This window comes from Lacihabitans lacunae (assembly GCF_042649125.1).
GTDB lineage: Bacteria > Bacteroidota > Bacteroidia > Cytophagales > Spirosomataceae > Leadbetterella > Leadbetterella lacunae.
In genome coordinates this window covers 4,113,892-4,129,960 of sequence record NZ_JBHRYQ010000001.1, presented here as the reverse complement: position 1 = coordinate 4,129,960, position 16,069 = coordinate 4,113,892, and the positions used below count along the sequence as shown (strand labels likewise).

Sequence of the window (16,069 nt, the reverse complement as noted above, 5' to 3'; positions counted from 1 at the left end):
TTATCCTATTTTTTGCAAAGAAATACTTTCCATGGTTATCCCTGGTCCAAACCCCGCCACAAAGACTTTTTTTGCAGATTTAGCCATCATTCGTTTTAAAATAAATACTAACGTACATGACGACATGTTACCGAAGTCTTTGAGTACGCCATATGACTCACCCAAATCTGTGGCATTCAATGCCAAGGCTTTACCAGTGGCTTCCACTATTTTTCTACCTCCTGGGTGTATGGCCCAAGCATCTATATCGCTTATTTTTTGACCTGACTTGTGTAAAGCTGACTCCACAAACTCTTTGATATTTTGCTCTACTACCTCCGGCACTTCGGTTTTTAGACTCATCAAAAAACCAGTAGAACTAATATGCCACGCCATGGTGTCTTGGGCTTCGAGATATAGTTTCGAATAAAAAGAGGTGATATCAAATCCCTCACCGTGGTTTTGAACCAAACAAGCTGCAGCCCCGTCGCCAAAAAGTAAGTTTGACATTTGATAATCTAAAGTATCTTCTTTTTGAAAATGAAGGGTACACAATTCTACTAACACAATGAGCACCTTGGCATTTGCCTCTGATTTACAAAATGCATCCGCCAGTTTGAGTGCATGAATGGCCGCATAGCAGCCCATAAAATTTACGGATGTTCGTACTATTTCGGGCGAAAGCCCTAAGCTCTCTACCAAACTAACATCTAAACCAGGAGCAGACATTCCCGTACACGAAACGCTTATCAAATGTGTAATACTTGAATAATCTGTTCCAATTCCCGCATCTTCAAAAGCCGACACCCCTAATTTGGTAGCGTTTTCGCCATATATGCCCATCCTTTTTTCTACCGATGGAAATGGTTCTAAGTCTTGTGTTTTAGGAAAAAACGTTCGCTCATTTATATCGCATGCATAATCTTTTACTACCGAATATCTTTGGTCTATTCCTGACTTGGCATACATTAGCCTCAACCTTCTTTTTTCGTAATCGCTGGCTTGAGAAATACCCAACATAAAGTCGCGGATATCTGACTGCTGATTACAATATGCAGGAACGGCCGTACCTATATGTGTTATTACGCTCATAATTATTTTTGGAAAATTTACGGCTTCGTCGCTTTTTCGATGTCACCAAAAAGACAAACCGATTAAAAATGCTTTTGTTTTTTATTGTTTTGCTTTACTTACGTGTTTTTTACCATAAAATATTAAGCAAAAAACAAATATTAAGCATCACTGACGACAACACATTGAGCTGCATAGTGTGTTTAAAGTCCGCCATGCTTTGGTCTTTCAGGACCTTCACAAACCAAATATTTAGAAAACCAGCCACCGGAAGCGAGAAACCTACGAAACGATAAAACTCAAAGGCAGGCAAAAATAGGTACGCCACCACAAACGCAAAGGCAAAGAAAATCATACTGAAAACAAAAGTACCTTTAACCCCCAAAAGCATGCTAATGGTTCGATCGCCGCTTTTTGAGTCAGCCTCATGTTGATACACTTGCGTAAGCGGATAAACCGCCCACAGGATAAATGCTGACATGATTGCCCCCAAATATGCCGGTTCTCCGGCTTGAGTAGTTGCCTCCAAAAACTCTACAGGATTTAACTTTTGACCAAAAGTAAACACTAAAAAAAACACCAAAGCCCCTTGAAATAAACCCACAATGAGCCAACTGATTACCGCATATTTTTTTAACCTAACACCGGTGTAGCTGTACATTCTACTCACCGCCACATAAAACAAAACCCCAAGCCCAAAAAAGCGATCAACCATAAAAAAGGCGATTAAAATACCCGCCGCATCGAAATAATTGGCGGCTTTCCAGAGTTTACGGTCCACTTTAGGTGGATTTTCTAGCCCTCCGATACTGCCTTCGTCTTTGTCAAAATAGCTGTTATAGGCATTAGAAGCCGGATAAATACAGATATGTAATACAATAAAAATCAGAATATTGACAAAGGTGTACCCTGCCTGCTGCTGACTAAGTGCCAACCAATAAATGGGCATCAAAAAAAACGAAAATGGAAACCTAAGGTGTAAAAAAATATCTTTTGGACTCATAGTAGGTTAAAGAAGATTTGTGTGTACAAATTAGAAGAAAATAATCTGAATATTGTGCGATTGCCTTATTTTTGCAAAAAAGAAAATACATTGAAAGAATTAATATCGAAAATAAAGAACTCGCCTAGCGAAGTAAATTTCCAAGAAATTATAAGTGCCATAGATGCAAACTATGCGTTTACTCCCACAAAGTTCACGAATGGAAACGCTGTTAACGAAGCCGGTCAAAACTCAGGTTCATGCAAGGTTTTTGCCTTCGCGAAGCTCCAAAACCTTAGCAAAGAGGAAACCCTAACCTGTTTTGGAGACTATTACAGAAACGATGTTTTGGGTAATCCTGAAGGGGAAGACCACGCCAATATCAGAAACTTCATGAGCTTCGGATGGGACGGCATAAACTACGAAGGAGAAGCACTTAGGCCATTATAATTGGCTTATTTGCTTAGGTGATATATTTGGCTTCCCGCTAATAAAAAACACCCCAAACCGTAGTCTTCAAAATTTGCTTTTTTATCGTAGCTAAGTGGCTGCCCATCTTTGGGCTCTTTGCCCGTGGACTGCACATAGCCGAGCATGCCGTCTTTGTGAACACATTTTTTTGTCATGGCATTCCAGCCTTTTAGTGCCGGAGATAAGTACTTTTCTTCTGAAAGCCATCCTTTGTTTATTCCCCAAGCGTAGCCATACACAAACAGTGCCGTGCCGGATAATTCTGGCCCACCGAAATCACTCGGATCAGTGAGCGACACATTCCAGAAACCGTCTTTCCGCTGAAGTGGAAGCAGTGCGTCCATCATTTCTAGGTAGGTCGTTTTGTATTCTTGATAATGCGGGTCAGTTTCTGGCAAAATATCCATCACACGAGCCAAAGCCGCAATAACCCAACCATTCCCACGTGACCAATAGCAGTTTTGACCGCCCGGCGTTTTATATGGCGGCACAAAATCTTTGTCTCTCCACCAAAGCTTCTCTGCTGAGTTATACAATCCACCGCCTTCTATGTTTTTTGAATGTATATATAAATCATACATTTTTTCGCTGTAACGGGCATCGTTTTTCATGACCGATAGCTTTGCGAATACCGGCATCGCCATCTGCAATGCATCTATCCAAGTCCAGTCGTCGGCTTTGTCTGAGTACGTCATCATATCTACCGCATACTGTATCTCCAAAATCTTGTGCGACTGAGGGTCTTGTTGGTACAAATCCAAATAGGTTTGACCTGCACACATCGGGTCGGCATGTCTCGAATTCCGCCCGAATCTTAAACTCCAATTATTGCCCTCTGCCCAATCTAACATATACTTTAAATAGGCACTATCTGGTGCAATTTTATTGAAATCTACCAAGCCTTCGTAATACACACCGCGGGTCCAAAGATTGGAGGTTCGTACTTTATCAGAGACTATTTTTTGAGCAGGATCTGGCCAAACACGCATAAAATATGCGTTGGTTTTCTCCATCACATCTATCACACTTTTTTTGGTAGGAGTCCGTTGAGCCAAGGCATGCAAACTCATTCCAATAAAAAATATTACAAATAAATTAAGGCGTTTCAATTTCATTTTTTTCTATTTTAGTAAATATCTCTTCAGCGTGGTTTTATTTGTATTTTTAATACCTAAAGCCACATTTTCAGCGTTTAGCTTTGCTCCTGCCAAATTGGTATGGGTGTTATCTTTTTGGGTAAAATATAGTTCTTTAACTTTTCCCGTACCCAAACTTTCGTAAACCTCAGCCGAACTTTCGTGCAAATCTATAAAATGGCTATGGGTCTGTTTGGCTACTTCGGCCGCCCATTTGGGGTAATATTCTACGGTTCTTTTTATTTTATTTCCTTCGAAATTATTTCTCGGTACAGGCGAACAGATAAAAACCTCCACGCCTTTGGCCTGAGCTTCAGTCGCAAATTTTCGCATATACCACCCAAAAGTATGTACCAATTCGTGTTTTTTAGTGATTACATTATCAATTTCTACAGATTCTTCTCCTATGCCTTTTATGGTTCCTCGTGCTCTTAGGGTGTCATTGATGGCCCAGTCGTCATTATGACCAAACTGCATAATCAAATAATCCCCTTTTTGAAATTTAGCCAAAAGTGGTTCCCACCTACCATCCGTTAAAAACGTGCGACTACTACGGCCACCAATCGCATGGTTTTCTATGTTTATTTTAGTGGTATCAAACTTGGCATCGAGCACACTCCCCCATCCCCACATATCGCTTTCGCCTTTTCCTTGTCCCGTTTTTACGGTGCTGTCACCTATTAAAAATAGCGTAGGTTTTGGTTTTGGAGAAAAAAATAACCCCAAGATTAAAAATACTAACAATCTAAACATATCTGTTTTTCAATAAATGTACATTCCGTTTCAAAATTAAGTCTTCTGTGCTATCTTGTTTTCTAAAATAAGAAATAGATAAAACACTAGCCAAAGAATGATAAAGAAAAGTTACGAAGAAATAATTTCAACCCTCACAAAAAAATTTAAAGAAGCAGGTTTGGATACCGAAAAGGCTAAATCTATAGCCGAAATCTTGACCGAAGGAGAACTTTTGGGGCATACCACACACGGCTTGGCATTGGTGCAAGCCTACTTAGACGAACTCGCAGGCGGCACCATGGAAAAGACCGGGAGCTACGAAGTGCTCAACAAAACCATTGTGGCCGAAGCCTGGGACGGACGCTATCTGCCGGGCACATGGCTAACCGAGAAAGCCATAGAAAAAGCAACCGAAATGGCCAAAGAATACGGCACTGGCACCATAACGATTCAAAAATCGCATCACATAGCCTGCTTGGCAGCTTTTTTAGAAAAAACTACACGAGAAAACCTAACTGTAATAGTGGCCTGCTCTGACCCAAAAAATAAGGCGGTAGCTCCATTTGGTGGTACTATCCCCATGTATTCGCCCAATCCTTTGGCTATCGGAATTCCGACAGAAAGTGAACCTATACTGATAGATGTAAGCATGTCAACCACCGCAAATGGTGTGGTAAACCGAGCCGCAAAAAATAATGTAAAACTGGGCGGACCGTGGCTTTTAGACAAAACCGGAAATGCTACAGATGACCCCCAGGCTATATTTGACAACCCGCCGGCCACAGTTTTGCCTTTAGGCGGCATGGACCTCGGCTACAAAGGCTTTGCCTTAGGTATTATGATAGAAGCCCTAACAGGAGCATTAGGCGGCCATGGAAGGGTTTCCGACCCGAGCAGATGGGGTGCTTCGGTATTTGTACAAGTGATAGATTCTTCAAAATTTGGAGGTGAGCATTATTTTTTATCTGAAATGCAACATTTTGTCGAAAATGCAAAAAACAATACACCACTTAACCCTCAAAATCCAGTTAGGTTACCCGGCGAAAACGGACTCAAAAAGAAACAATTAATGCTCAAAGAAGGCATTATAATACCCGAGAATCTTTTAGTTTTTTTTGAATAAACCGTGCAATTATTTTTTGCAGAAGCGTATAATAAAAATTCACTGTCAAACAGGTAAAAAAATAGAAAATAAATCATTACATCGCCCTGCACTGTTTGAGCACTGTTAAAATTCTTTTGGGAAGTATATTTTTTTTTAGAACATTGACAATAAGAATTTTAATTGTGCGAGTTTGTAGGGTGCAGTTTTTTTTGCTCCGTTTTTTTTCGAAAAAAAATGGAGGCCCCGCTGGCAGGCGACCCAGTTAATGAAAGGGGGGTGTTTTTCAAAATGATTAAAAAATGGCTTCAATGGTAGGTTTGAGCTATGTTTTCTTTAAAAATAAAAATTAACCGTTTAACAGTAATAAAAATTTAAGGTTGAATTAATCTTATTTTAAGTTTCGAGAAAGTACTTTGTTAAGTTCTCAAAGCCAACTTAGGCTAATTAGAGAACTTTATCGTATCTAATCAAAAACAATTAATTTTTATGAAGACCCTACAAAAAATAACCTTTTTATTATTACTCAGCATTTCGGTTCAGGCCCAATATAAGTTCGCTGTCGGAGCCAGATTTGATGGAAGTCCGGGATTAACCCTAAAAGCAAATAAACTTGGGAAAGCAGGTGCCGAGTTTTTACTTGATGGCTTTGGAAGAGGCCTAAAAGGAACCGCATTGATTGAGTGGAATCAAGCGGCATTTAACGGTGGCGGATTTAGATGGTACTATGGTTTTGGTGGTCACTTAGGCTCTGCTCCATATTACAGACACAAAGACTACGTTGAGTCTAATTTTCAGGTAGGAGTTGACGGTATCGTAGGCTTAGAATATAACTTTACCGAAATACCACTTAACATGAGTATTGACTGGAAACCAGAATTTAATCTGATAAACTATCCGGGATTATATATTCAAAACTTCGGGCTATCAGCCAGGTTTGCAATCAAATAAAACTATAAAAGACCCTTCAGCCATATGCTCAAGGGTCTTTTATTTATTCGAAAAAAACTATTAATCTAAAATTGGTTCTGCGTGCATTTTCTCATCGTCGAGCTCTCCCTCCCAACGAGCCACCACTGTAGTAGCCAAGCAGTTACCAAACACATTTACAGTGGTACGGGCCATATCCATTAGCTCATCTATTCCTATAATTAACAATACGGGCCACTCAGGCAAACCAAACGAAGCCAAAGTTCCCAACAAAATCACCAAAGTGGCTCTAGGTACTCCGGCTACACCTTTACTGGTTAGCATTAAGGTTAATAACATCACGATTTGTTGCTCCACCGGAAAATCAATACCCGCAGCTTGTGTAACAAATATAGCCGCCAAAGAAAGGTAAAGCGTAGATCCATCCAAGTTAAAACTGTAACCCGTTGGCATTACAAAAGACACAATATGACGTGGCACTCCGAAACGCTCCATTTGCTCCATGGCCTTAGGCAAAGCTGACTCTGAACTGGTAGTAGCAAAGGCAATAGAAAGTGGCTCAGAGATGTTTTTGACAAATTTTATTACAGGAACTTTGATGATTAACATGACAGGTACTAAAACCAACAAAACGAAGGCTATTAGTGCCAAGTAAAGTGTCATAAGTAACAAAGCGAGATTTTTAAGAACCTCAAAACCCATGTGACCAACTGTAACCGCGATGGCCGAACCTACCGCAAAAGGAGCGAAATACATTACGATAGAAGTAAACTTAAACATCACTTCAGAAAGAAGTTCGATACCGCCTACCATTTTCTCGCGTTTTTTCTTCTCTAGCATGGCCAAACCTATACCAAATAACACCGAGAATATTACGATTTGGAGCGTTTGTCCTTCAGCTACTGATTTAGCAATGTTTTCAGGAAATACATGAAGAAGTACGTCTTGCCACGTTTGAGGATCCACATGAGGGAGCTCTTCCGCTACTCCTGGCATTTGCTTGATACCCGCACCTGGTTTAATCCAGTTGGCAAAAAACAAACCTATAAATAAGGCCAACGTGGTAACTACTTCAAAATAAAGGAGCGATTTCCAGCCCATACGGCCTACTTGCTTTAGGTCAGAATGACCCGCAATACCCGCCACAAGTGTAGCAAAAAGCAGGGGCCCGATGATGGCCTTAATAAGTTTTATGAAAATTTTACTTACAACTTTAAGGTTTACCGCAAACTCAGGAAAGTCATGCCCTATTTCGGCACCGATAATCATACTTATCAAAATCCATACGGTAAGCGACTTTCGCTGATATGCAAAAAGCACCATAGCGGCGATAAACAAGTACCTAAAAATTACAAGAACAGATTCCGAAATGTCTACTACGTGAAAGTAATTTAAGAGTGTGGTGGAAGACGCTAACGCTAAACTAATAGCGATAGCAAGCAAGGTATACTTTGTTTTCATTTTCTAGGGTTATTGATGATAGTTTGAATTCGGATTCAAAATAAATCAAATATTGTTTCTATTTCAAAATTTCTTTCAAAACACCCTCATAATGACATCAAAAGTTAAAAAAAACTATTGAATTCCTTATTTATTACAAAAACGAAAACTTATATATCAAAATTGAATTTAAAATTCAGTTTTATTAACTCTTCGGTCTTGAGTCCCATCAAGCCTGGAGGTACCACATTGTAGTCGGTCATGTTAATATCAAAAGCCCCCTCTACCAAAAGTTTTTTACCCGAAATACTCTTTTTTGCTGTAACTTCTACGGGTTTAGTAACTCCATGAAAAACCAAATTCCCCTTTATTTGCAATGAACTTCCATTATCTGTGATATTGTTAGCCGAAAATGTAATATTGGGAAACTTCAAAGCTTCTAAAACCTCCAAAGCATGTGAATCTCTATTTGAGTTTTCACTATCAAAAGACCGTACAGCCACTACCACAGCCACAACTTCCACTTTTTGTGTATCGTCATTAAAAACTATGATACACTTCCCATCTTTGGCCGATGCAGTCCATTCATGCAAAGGGTGTTTCATGCTATAGCCGATTTCTGATGATTTTTTGTTTGCCTCTATTTTTCTTTTAGACTGGGCACTGGCATTTAATAGCACTCCTAACAGTAGCAATGCGGTTAATATATTTTTCATAAAATTTTAAGATTAAATCGTTTCTATAATTCAAATTTAATAGAGGCTATCGCTAAAGCGTACGCCCCAAAAGTTGTGTAGGCAGCTGCTCTATGGTACTTCTTTAAGGTAAAATTATTACTTATTTGACCTGCCAAAACGTTGGTCGTAATCATACCTGTCAGGTGCACATAAGAGAGTATTTTATGCAATTTAATATTGTCAAATTTCTTACGATTAATAAAAGGAGGTGGCGAGGTAAAACTCATCAAAGCCGTAGTAGCATAACCAATATTGATACCCGTAGCCACACCTTCGTGCCATTTTTTTACTTGCGGATTATACTCCCTGTTGTCGTCATACAACCTCGAGCCCAAGAACCCCTGTGCCACCATAGCTGCTGCGGTGGTCAAACCCACCGCTTGATGAATACGAAACATGGTTCTTCTTATTTTTAGCTCATGTTCGCGGGTTTCTGGTGTAAGTACCCTTGGGGCTATTCCCACCTTACGATACAGCCCGTTTTCCCCCCAAAGCATTCTTTGGGTAAACATCATTCGCTCAGGTAGTAAACTTTGTGGTTCCTGATTTAGACTTAAATCACCTGTAATATCAAGTAAGAGGCTATCTGTATTAATCTCTTGGCAAAGGGCCATGAAAGGAAACATCACCAAAAAAATCAATAGCTTTTTCATATTTTATACGTTTAGTTTTACCAAATCTAACAATTTACGCCTTAACACTCAAAGATTGTGTTGTACCGTCAAAAGTAGTTTTAAAAACTTTAAGACTCATAGATGCAGGCGATTTTTTAACCGTACCAGTCAGGTTGAACTCCGAACCATGGTTATTACACCAGATATCTCCTTCGTTTTTACGGTATTGCAACTGAGTGCCTTGGTGCGTACAAGTTTTAGAAAGTGCGATATAATTGCCGTTTGCATTTGCCACCAATGCGTCGCCAACTATTACAAATTCACCCACATTTTTTAATTTACCGTAGTTTGCACTTGTGAGATCTAAAGTAAAATCTAACGAGTCACCAGTGGTGGTGCCCGATAGGCCCATATTGGGTGTGCCACCTCCAGTAGTGCCTCCGGTGTTACCGTCAGCCATAACTTCGTCTTTGCTGCACGCAGTTACTGCTCCAATGCAATAAAAAGCGATTAGAGCCTTGCTAGACAAGCCCAATGTCTTTAAAAACTGTCCTCTGTTTACTGTTTTATTTTCCATGTTACTTTTTTTTTATTTGTAACACTTACGGAAGTCAGAAGGTTTTGGTTGTTAAAACTCAAATATTTATTTAAAATTCAGCATTTTAGCAAAAAACAGGGCTTTTATATAAAACAAAAAACACATGACTTTATATAAACTCTAATTTTACAGTTCTTAAAAATACCTCTTTAGCTTAAGTTTTGAGGTTTCAAATGGCTGTTTGGTCCAGGCATCTGAGATAACGAGTGCCGCACCCAATGCAGAAGCTTGTGCTACTTCTGAGGCGTATACTTCAATATTAAAGAAGGCCTCTGAAAGTAAATTCATGAAGATTTCGTTGCGTGAAAAACCTCCATCTACAAATATCTTTTTAGGAGCATTGTTTCCAAAAGTTTGTTTTGTAGATGCTATTTGTTGCGTTACCAAATCCATTATAAACTGGTGATAAGCCTCTTCATAAGTTCTAAACATATTGATATTTCGCTCTACAAAAGGACATTCTCTAAGCTCCCCCAATTCCACTTGGTCAGGCATGACTTGTTTGTGGGCTTTGCGTAGCTGCTGAATCAGTTTATAATCAAACTTAACGTTTTTATAATAATCTTCGGATACACTAAAGTAACTAGCCAAGTGCTTTACTTGTCTCTCGTGCTCATTGCCTGAAAACAACCGTGCTGCTCTTACGGTCTTTCCTTCAAAACTGATAAAATTCAATCCATCATTTTCCAATTCTTTATTGGTCAATGCCGTATGATTATTTGGATTGAGCGTTATACACCACGTGCCAGTAGAAATCAAAACAAAGTCTTCAGCCGACTTAAGATAAGGCACCAAAGCCGCTGAGCTGTCGTGAATACCAGGACCAACAACCACCTGTTCCGCTTCTACAGTTTCTGAGGCCTTTACAGGTTCCAAGCTTATAGATTTTAGGCGTTCTGCTTCTACCCAATTGTGGTATTTAAATGCATCAAAATCCCACAAGGCAGTGTGGCAGCCTATGCTCGTAAATTCAGCCTGAGCTTTTCCTGAAAACAAAAACGAAAGGTACTGAGGCAAATGTAGCGAGTAGCGGACATGTTTAAAAAACTCCACTTTCTCGTATTTTAACCAATACAGCTGCAAGCCCGAGTTCAAAAGGCCAAGGTTTGGCGAAGCCACCGCTCTAAAGAAATCTTCAGCTGGGCCATACTTCGCCAAAAACTCATCTTTGAGTTTACGAGGCATTACTTTGAGGTAATTGTAAAGTGGCGTAACAGGCTGTAGATTAGCACCAATATGTACCAAACTAGCACCATAGGCCGAAAAATTTAAGGCTTTAAGCGTAAATTCAGTGTTAGACTTAAGGACCTCTATTTGAGCAAGTACCCATTCTGTCAATGCCTTTAGGTCATCACAGACATCGCCGTCGTCATCCAAGACTTCTTCAAACACCACTTGATGTTCATACACTACATCAAAGCTTTCATTAAAAGCCAACAGTTTTTTATTGGTTTTTCCGATGTCAAAGACGGCACAAATGTTCTGCATATCTGTTATTTCTGAAGATTTTTTTTCTTTAAAATTATTTTAAAAACTTAATACAAACTGGCATCGAAATCTCTAACTCAAGGTTTAAGTCTTTCAAAGCTCCGGTTTTAGCATCTCGCTCAAATATCACAATATTGTCGGTTTCCTGATTGGCCACCAATAGGTATTTGCCATCAGGCGTAATTCCGAAATTACGCGGCACTTTGCCTTTTACGCTAGTTTGCGAAAGCTGCGTTAACTTTCCTGTTTGCTCATCTACTGCAAAAGTAACGATCATGTCGTAAAAGCGATTTGAGCCATACAAAAACTTTCCGTCTGGCGAAAAGTGTATGTCTGCACACGAGTTTTCACCTTTAAAGTCTTTGGGCAAGGTACTCACTTCCTCCACTTTGGTAAGCATTCCGTCTTTTACAGAAAATTGCGTAATGATACCCGCCATTTCTTGTATCACATACATTAGTGGAAGGTTCGGATGAAACGCAATATGTCTAGGACCCGAACCCGCCTTTACGGGCATTTCTTGCACTTTACTTAACTTACATGTAACCTCGTCAAATGCATAATTGGTCACGATATCCGTACCCAAATCAGCTACATACAAATTTTTATTATCAGGTGAAATATTAACCGAATGCACATGCGGCTTCTCTTGCCTACTTTTGTTTGGCCCCGAACCTACATGCTGTATAGTTTGACTTGGCTCTTCTAAACTGCCGTCGGCTTTGACAGGCAATACAGCCAAACTACCGCCTGTATAGTTTCCAGTAAACGCCCACTTGCCAGTTTTGTCTAATGTAATGTAACACGGATGTGCTCCACCCGAACTCACCATGTTTTTAAAGGTAAATGCACCCGTTTTTTCATCAAACCCAAAACTTTTCACGCTTCCGCCTTTGGTTTCACAAATGGCATAGACGTGTTTTTGGTCGGCACTTATGGCCAAAAACGAAGGGTCTTCTAATTCGGGAGAATGACTAATTATTTTCGTGCTTTTTTCGGTGGGATTAAACTCACAGAAATAAACCCCTTCAGCCCCTTTTTTAGAATAATCTCCAACTAAAAACCTATAGGTTTTTCCCTTTTGCTTTGACTCTTTGCTTACTGAGCAAGAAACTAACATGGAGATTAATACGGCAACAATTAATTTAATTTTCATTTTTGGGCTTTCTAAGGTTATTAAATTCTTCGAATCATTTCACAAATATCGGTACAGTTTTTATTTCAAAACCTGATCAAATTCACTTTTTATGGCTTTTGCCCAAACATCGTATCCTTTTTGGGTTTGGTGCAATTTATCACTTATAAAATACTCGTCGATTGGTTTTCCGTCAGCACCCAAATATGCTGCTTCTGTATTTATAAAAAACAGGTTTTTCTTGGTTTTACAGTAAGATTCTATCAAAGCATTTGCCTCTCTTATTTGTGGCCAAACCTGCCAGCGAGACATGGTAGGCGTTATGGCAATAAAAAATATAGGTTGATTCTTATTTTTCTTTCTGATGATTTTCTCAACGCCTTTAAACAGACCCAATACTTCTCTTGGAGTTTTGTCGTCTTTGGATCCACTGATATCATTTGCTACAAAAATCGCAACCGCTCTAAACTTGTGAGGCTCCACTATTCTTTTGGTAAAAACAATTAAATCAGTAAATTTTGCCCCACCATATCCACGCTGAATCACCGGATATGGAGCCATGTCTTTTTCTATGTTTTTCCAAAGCCTAATGCTCGAACTTCCAATAAACAAAACAGCGTTTTCAGGATCTTTTTCAATTTTGTCTTTGGCCTCTAGTTTCTGAATTTCGGGCTCCCATGACTTAGCCGTTTTCTCGTATTTACGAGTTGGGGAACACGAAAACACGATTACAGAAAGTAAAAAAACTGCTATTTTTTTCATTTTGAAAGGATAATATTCTTTGAGATGCAATTTAACAAAAATCTTTAGCTTAGGTAACCCAATCTCTCTTGCACAGCCTTTATTTTGCCTGATACACCAGAAGAGATTGTTTTAGTTTTAATAACTACCAAAAAAACAATTAAAAAGCTTCGCCGATAGTAGCATAAAAATTCCCGCTGTGATACGGCGAAAGTGCATAGTCAAGTCTTAAATTCAAATGATTTTTTGTGGCTATTCTAAGACCTGCACCATAGGTGTATTTTGGAAGGTTCATTCGTAATATACTCGTTTCATTTCCTAAAAAAGCTACACTACCAAAAGCAGCGGCTCCAATAATCTTCCAAATTTCCTGACGAAACTCGGTTTGCAGTATCAAGGCATTTTTATCTCTAAAATATCCTTCGTATATACCCCTGAGTCGATTTTGACCTCCCAAAAAAGCCAACTGATTAAATGGCACATCGCCGATATTAGAAATACCCACCACATTGTTTGCCCAAACGGTCTTTTTGCCCAAACTGGCGTATTTTGAAACATCTACTGATATTTTTACAAAATTCCGATTCGCTCCGAAAATTTTATTGGAAGGCACTACGTAGGCTTCACCAAAAATCCCTTTCGTAGGGTAAAAAACCGCATCTCTCGTATCTTTAATTAAACTTAAACCTATACCCGAGGTCCTTGAATAATCCGACCCATTTATAATTCCTGAGCTTAATTCGCCCCCTTCTTGGGTTCCAGTGATTCTATAATTTTCAAAATTTATCCTTGCTCCCAAATACGTAGTAGCATTAATATGTTTTGCCGCCAAAAATCTAAACCTAAAATAATCGGTATCAAACTTTTCGTCTTTCACTTTGTTTTCTCCTATGCCCGAATAAATGTAGTTATACCTATACCATCCGTTTTCGGAGTTAAAATAATATGTATTATTTTTTGAGAAAATCTTAAAAGGCACAAAAAACAATATCTGCTTATTTTGGGTAAAAGTAAGGCCAAAAGTTACCTGCGAAGGCTTCGCCCACGAAGAATCCTTGGTAAAGTTAAAACTCGCACTCCCTCCAACTCCTGCTCCCCAGCGGGTTTCGGGCAGTCTAAAAACTACAGGCAAAACCACAATACTTTTGTCTCTAAGTAGTTTATGTTTGAGAGTATCGGCATTTTGTGAGAAAGCGGAAATAGAGATGAAAGCGAAAACAACGAAAACTAATCTACTTTGCATATTTGTTTTTAGGGAGATATATAGCTTATGTACTCTTTAAACTTTAGAAAGGTTTAAATTGGAACTAAAACTTATGTATTTTTTTTGTATTAACTTTAATGGATGTTTAAACATAAAATATTTAGGCAAATCACACTAAATTTGTAACGAAGATAAAATCAAATTGATGCAAAATCTAAAAATATATAATACCCTTAATAGAAAAAAGGAAGTTTTTGAACCGATAACACCTGGATATGTGGGCATGTACGTGTGTGGTCCTACTGTATATAACTACGTACACCTGGGCAATGTCCGCACATTTTTAACTTTCGATGTGCTCTATAGATACCTCCTTCACTGCGGCTATAAAGTCAGATATGTAAGAAACATAACCGATGTGGGTCACTTAGTAGGTGATGGCGACGAAGGCGAAGACAAAATAGGCAAAATGGCCAAACTAGAGCAACTGGAGCCTATGGAAATTGTACAACGCTACACCAACGATTTCCATAAAGTATTAGAAAGTTTCAATTTTTTACCGCCAAATATCGAACCTTCGGCTACCGGTCACATGGTAGAGCAAATAGAAGCTGTGAAGAGCTTGATAGAAAAAGGCCTGGCCTATGAATCACACGGTTCGGTGTATTTTGACATAAATAAATATAACGAAGGTGGCCATAACTACGGCAAGCTTTCAGGAAGAATATTAGAGGACCTTTTGAATGAAACGCGTGAACTTGACGGGCAGTCTGAAAAGCGGAATCCTTTAGATTTTGCAATTTGGAAAAAAGCCGCTCCTGAACATATCATGCAGTGGCCTTCGCCTTGGGGAATGGGATTTCCAGGCTGGCACTTGGAGTGTACCTGCATGAGCACCAAATACTTGGGCAACCAATTTGATATTCACGGTGGCGGCATGGACCTAAAGTTTCCACACCACGAATGTGAAATAGCTCAAGGAACTGGCCTAACGGGTATCAATCCGGTTAAATATTGGATGCACTCTAATATGCTAACCGTAAATGGGCAAAAAATGTCTAAGTCGCTCGGCAACAGCTTCTTGCCTGCTGAACTTTTTGCAGGAAGTCACCCACTACTCGAGCAAGCCTACAGCCCAATGACCGTTAGATTCTTTATGCTTCAGTCGCAGTATAGGTCTACTTTAGACTTTTCTAACGACGCCCTAAAAGCCGCTCAGAAAGGATACAGGAGATTAATAAATGGACTTCGAATTTCGAAAACATTGACTTATGAAACTTCTGAGGAAACAATAGCATTAGACGAGAAAAAAATAGCTGAAATCAACAAAGCATACGATGCCTTTTACGAAGCACTAAACGACGACCTAAATACGGCTGTAGCCATAGCTCAGTTGTTTACGTTTTTGAAATATATCAACATGTTATACATGAAACAATTGGCTCCTGCTGCCTTGGGCGAGGAAGTTTTCGATAAGCTCGTTAAATTTTATGTGGTTTTTATAGAAGAAATTTTAGGTTTAAAAGAAGAACAACTTGGCAACGACGAAGTGGTGGTACTTGGTATGTTAGAACTTTACAGAGAATACAAAGCCAACCAGCAGTACGACAAAGTTGACCAAATCAGAGCTTATTTTAAAGCTAACGGCATGACCATAAAAGACATGAAACACCGCATAGACTGGGCTTGGGAAGAATAAAAGAAAA

Annotated in this window: 16 protein-coding genes; 4 read left to right on the top strand and 12 right to left on the bottom strand. The window is 39.2% G+C overall.

Annotated features, from left to right (window positions below; translation table 11 throughout):
* Window positions 1-1,071, bottom strand: coding sequence for a type III polyketide synthase (locus ACFOOI_RS17715; RefSeq protein ID WP_379839383.1), 1,071 nt, complete (start codon window positions 1,069-1,071; stop codon window positions 1-3).
* 109 nt (window positions 1,072-1,180) lie between these two features.
* A complete protein-coding gene (locus ACFOOI_RS17710) occupies window positions 1,181-2,053 on the bottom strand; it encodes a UbiA family prenyltransferase (protein ID WP_379839382.1) in 873 nt (290 codons plus the stop codon).
* A gap of 90 nt (window positions 2,054-2,143) precedes the next feature.
* Between ACFOOI_RS17710 and ACFOOI_RS17705 the strand changes: the two genes are divergently transcribed.
* Window positions 2,144-2,482, top strand: a complete 339-nt coding sequence (locus ACFOOI_RS17705; RefSeq protein WP_379839381.1) for a HopJ type III effector protein — start codon at window positions 2,144-2,146, stop codon at window positions 2,480-2,482.
* A gap of 5 nt (window positions 2,483-2,487) precedes the next feature.
* Here the strand turns inward: ACFOOI_RS17705 and ACFOOI_RS17700 are convergent, their stop codons facing one another.
* Window positions 2,488-3,618 (bottom strand): glycoside hydrolase family 88/105 protein, encoded by a 1,131-nt coding sequence (locus ACFOOI_RS17700; RefSeq protein WP_379839380.1) that lies wholly within the window; start codon window positions 3,616-3,618, stop codon window positions 2,488-2,490.
* A gap of 6 nt (window positions 3,619-3,624) precedes the next feature.
* The gene (locus tag ACFOOI_RS17695) at window positions 3,625-4,392 is read right to left on the bottom strand and encodes a rhamnogalacturonan acetylesterase (RefSeq protein WP_379839379.1); all 768 of its coding nucleotides are present in this window, start codon (window positions 4,390-4,392) and stop codon (window positions 3,625-3,627) included.
* A gap of 97 nt (window positions 4,393-4,489) precedes the next feature.
* Between ACFOOI_RS17695 and ACFOOI_RS17690 the strand changes: the two genes are divergently transcribed.
* The gene (locus ACFOOI_RS17690; RefSeq protein WP_379839378.1) at window positions 4,490-5,497 is read left to right on the top strand and encodes an Ldh family oxidoreductase; all 1,008 of its coding nucleotides are present in this window, start codon (window positions 4,490-4,492) and stop codon (window positions 5,495-5,497) included.
* A 468-nt stretch (window positions 5,498-5,965) separates the two neighbouring features.
* Entirely contained in the window at window positions 5,966-6,427 is a 462-nt protein-coding gene (locus ACFOOI_RS17685) for a hypothetical protein (RefSeq protein ID WP_379839377.1), read from the top strand.
* Window positions 6,428-6,487: 60 nt separating this feature from the next.
* Here the strand turns inward: ACFOOI_RS17685 and ACFOOI_RS17680 are convergent, their stop codons facing one another.
* The 8 genes from ACFOOI_RS17680 to ACFOOI_RS17645 form a co-directional block, all read right to left on the bottom strand.
* Window positions 6,488-7,867: a dicarboxylate/amino acid:cation symporter gene (locus ACFOOI_RS17680; protein WP_379839376.1), complete on the bottom strand. Its 1,380-nt coding sequence runs from the start codon at window positions 7,865-7,867 to the stop codon at window positions 6,488-6,490.
* Between the two features lie 149 nt (window positions 7,868-8,016).
* The gene (locus ACFOOI_RS17675; RefSeq protein WP_379839375.1) at window positions 8,017-8,562 is read right to left on the bottom strand and encodes a YceI family protein; all 546 of its coding nucleotides are present in this window, start codon (window positions 8,560-8,562) and stop codon (window positions 8,017-8,019) included.
* A gap of 23 nt (window positions 8,563-8,585) precedes the next feature.
* Window positions 8,586-9,236, bottom strand: coding sequence for a hypothetical protein (locus ACFOOI_RS17670; RefSeq protein WP_379839374.1), 651 nt, complete (start codon window positions 9,234-9,236; stop codon window positions 8,586-8,588).
* A gap of 34 nt (window positions 9,237-9,270) precedes the next feature.
* On the bottom strand, window positions 9,271-9,774 hold the full coding sequence (locus tag ACFOOI_RS17665; RefSeq protein ID WP_379839373.1) for a QcrA and Rieske domain-containing protein: 504 nt from the start codon (window positions 9,772-9,774) through the stop codon (window positions 9,271-9,273).
* Between the two features lie 156 nt (window positions 9,775-9,930).
* A complete protein-coding gene (locus tag ACFOOI_RS17660; RefSeq protein ID WP_379839372.1) occupies window positions 9,931-11,283 on the bottom strand; it encodes an FGGY-family carbohydrate kinase in 1,353 nt (450 codons plus the stop codon).
* A 34-nt stretch (window positions 11,284-11,317) separates the two neighbouring features.
* A complete protein-coding gene (locus ACFOOI_RS17655) occupies window positions 11,318-12,439 on the bottom strand; it encodes a lactonase family protein (protein ID WP_379839371.1) in 1,122 nt (373 codons plus the stop codon).
* A gap of 60 nt (window positions 12,440-12,499) precedes the next feature.
* Window positions 12,500-13,180, bottom strand: coding sequence for a hypothetical protein (locus ACFOOI_RS17650; RefSeq protein ID WP_379839370.1), 681 nt, complete (start codon window positions 13,178-13,180; stop codon window positions 12,500-12,502).
* A gap of 139 nt (window positions 13,181-13,319) precedes the next feature.
* Window positions 13,320-14,402 (bottom strand): BamA/TamA family outer membrane protein, encoded by a 1,083-nt coding sequence (locus ACFOOI_RS17645; RefSeq protein WP_379839369.1) that lies wholly within the window; start codon window positions 14,400-14,402, stop codon window positions 13,320-13,322.
* Window positions 14,403-14,568: 166 nt separating this feature from the next.
* On the opposite strand from ACFOOI_RS17645, the gene cysS reads away from it, so the two are divergent.
* Window positions 14,569-16,062, top strand: a complete 1,494-nt coding sequence (cysS, locus tag ACFOOI_RS17640) for a cysteine--tRNA ligase (RefSeq protein WP_379839368.1) — start codon at window positions 14,569-14,571, stop codon at window positions 16,060-16,062.
* Window positions 16,063-16,069 lie beyond the last annotated feature (7 nt).

Excerpts from the sequence above, each read along its gene's own strand:
- ACFOOI_RS17710 (WP_379839382.1), bottom strand. The coding sequence starts at position 2,053 with ATGAGTCCAAAAGATATTTTTTTACACCTTAGGTTTCCATTTTCGTTT.
- ACFOOI_RS17685 (WP_379839377.1), top strand. The coding sequence starts at position 5,966 with ATGAAGACCCTACAAAAAATAACCTTTTTATTATTACTCAGCATTTCG.
- ACFOOI_RS17695 (WP_379839379.1), bottom strand. The coding sequence starts at position 4,392 with ATGTTTAGATTGTTAGTATTTTTAATCTTGGGGTTATTTTTTTCTCCA.
- ACFOOI_RS17660 (WP_379839372.1), bottom strand. The coding sequence starts at position 11,283 with ATGCAGAACATTTGTGCCGTCTTTGACATCGGAAAAACCAATAAAAAA.
- cysS (WP_379839368.1), top strand. The coding sequence starts at position 14,569 with ATGCAAAATCTAAAAATATATAATACCCTTAATAGAAAAAAGGAAGTT.
- ACFOOI_RS17680 (WP_379839376.1), bottom strand. The coding sequence starts at position 7,867 with ATGAAAACAAAGTATACCTTGCTTGCTATCGCTATTAGTTTAGCGTTA.
- ACFOOI_RS17665 (WP_379839373.1), bottom strand. The coding sequence starts at position 9,774 with ATGGAAAATAAAACAGTAAACAGAGGACAGTTTTTAAAGACATTGGGC.
- ACFOOI_RS17655 (WP_379839371.1), bottom strand. The coding sequence starts at position 12,439 with ATGAAAATTAAATTAATTGTTGCCGTATTAATCTCCATGTTAGTTTCT.
- ACFOOI_RS17650 (WP_379839370.1), bottom strand. The coding sequence starts at position 13,180 with ATGAAAAAAATAGCAGTTTTTTTACTTTCTGTAATCGTGTTTTCGTGT.
- ACFOOI_RS17690 (WP_379839378.1), top strand. The coding sequence starts at position 4,490 with ATGATAAAGAAAAGTTACGAAGAAATAATTTCAACCCTCACAAAAAAA.
- ACFOOI_RS17670 (WP_379839374.1), bottom strand. The coding sequence starts at position 9,236 with ATGAAAAAGCTATTGATTTTTTTGGTGATGTTTCCTTTCATGGCCCTT.
- ACFOOI_RS17700 (WP_379839380.1), bottom strand. The coding sequence starts at position 3,618 with ATGAAATTGAAACGCCTTAATTTATTTGTAATATTTTTTATTGGAATG.
- ACFOOI_RS17675 (WP_379839375.1), bottom strand. The coding sequence starts at position 8,562 with ATGAAAAATATATTAACCGCATTGCTACTGTTAGGAGTGCTATTAAAT.
- ACFOOI_RS17715 (WP_379839383.1), bottom strand. The coding sequence starts at position 1,071 with ATGAGCGTAATAACACATATAGGTACGGCCGTTCCTGCATATTGTAAT.
- ACFOOI_RS17645 (WP_379839369.1), bottom strand. The coding sequence starts at position 14,402 with ATGCAAAGTAGATTAGTTTTCGTTGTTTTCGCTTTCATCTCTATTTCC.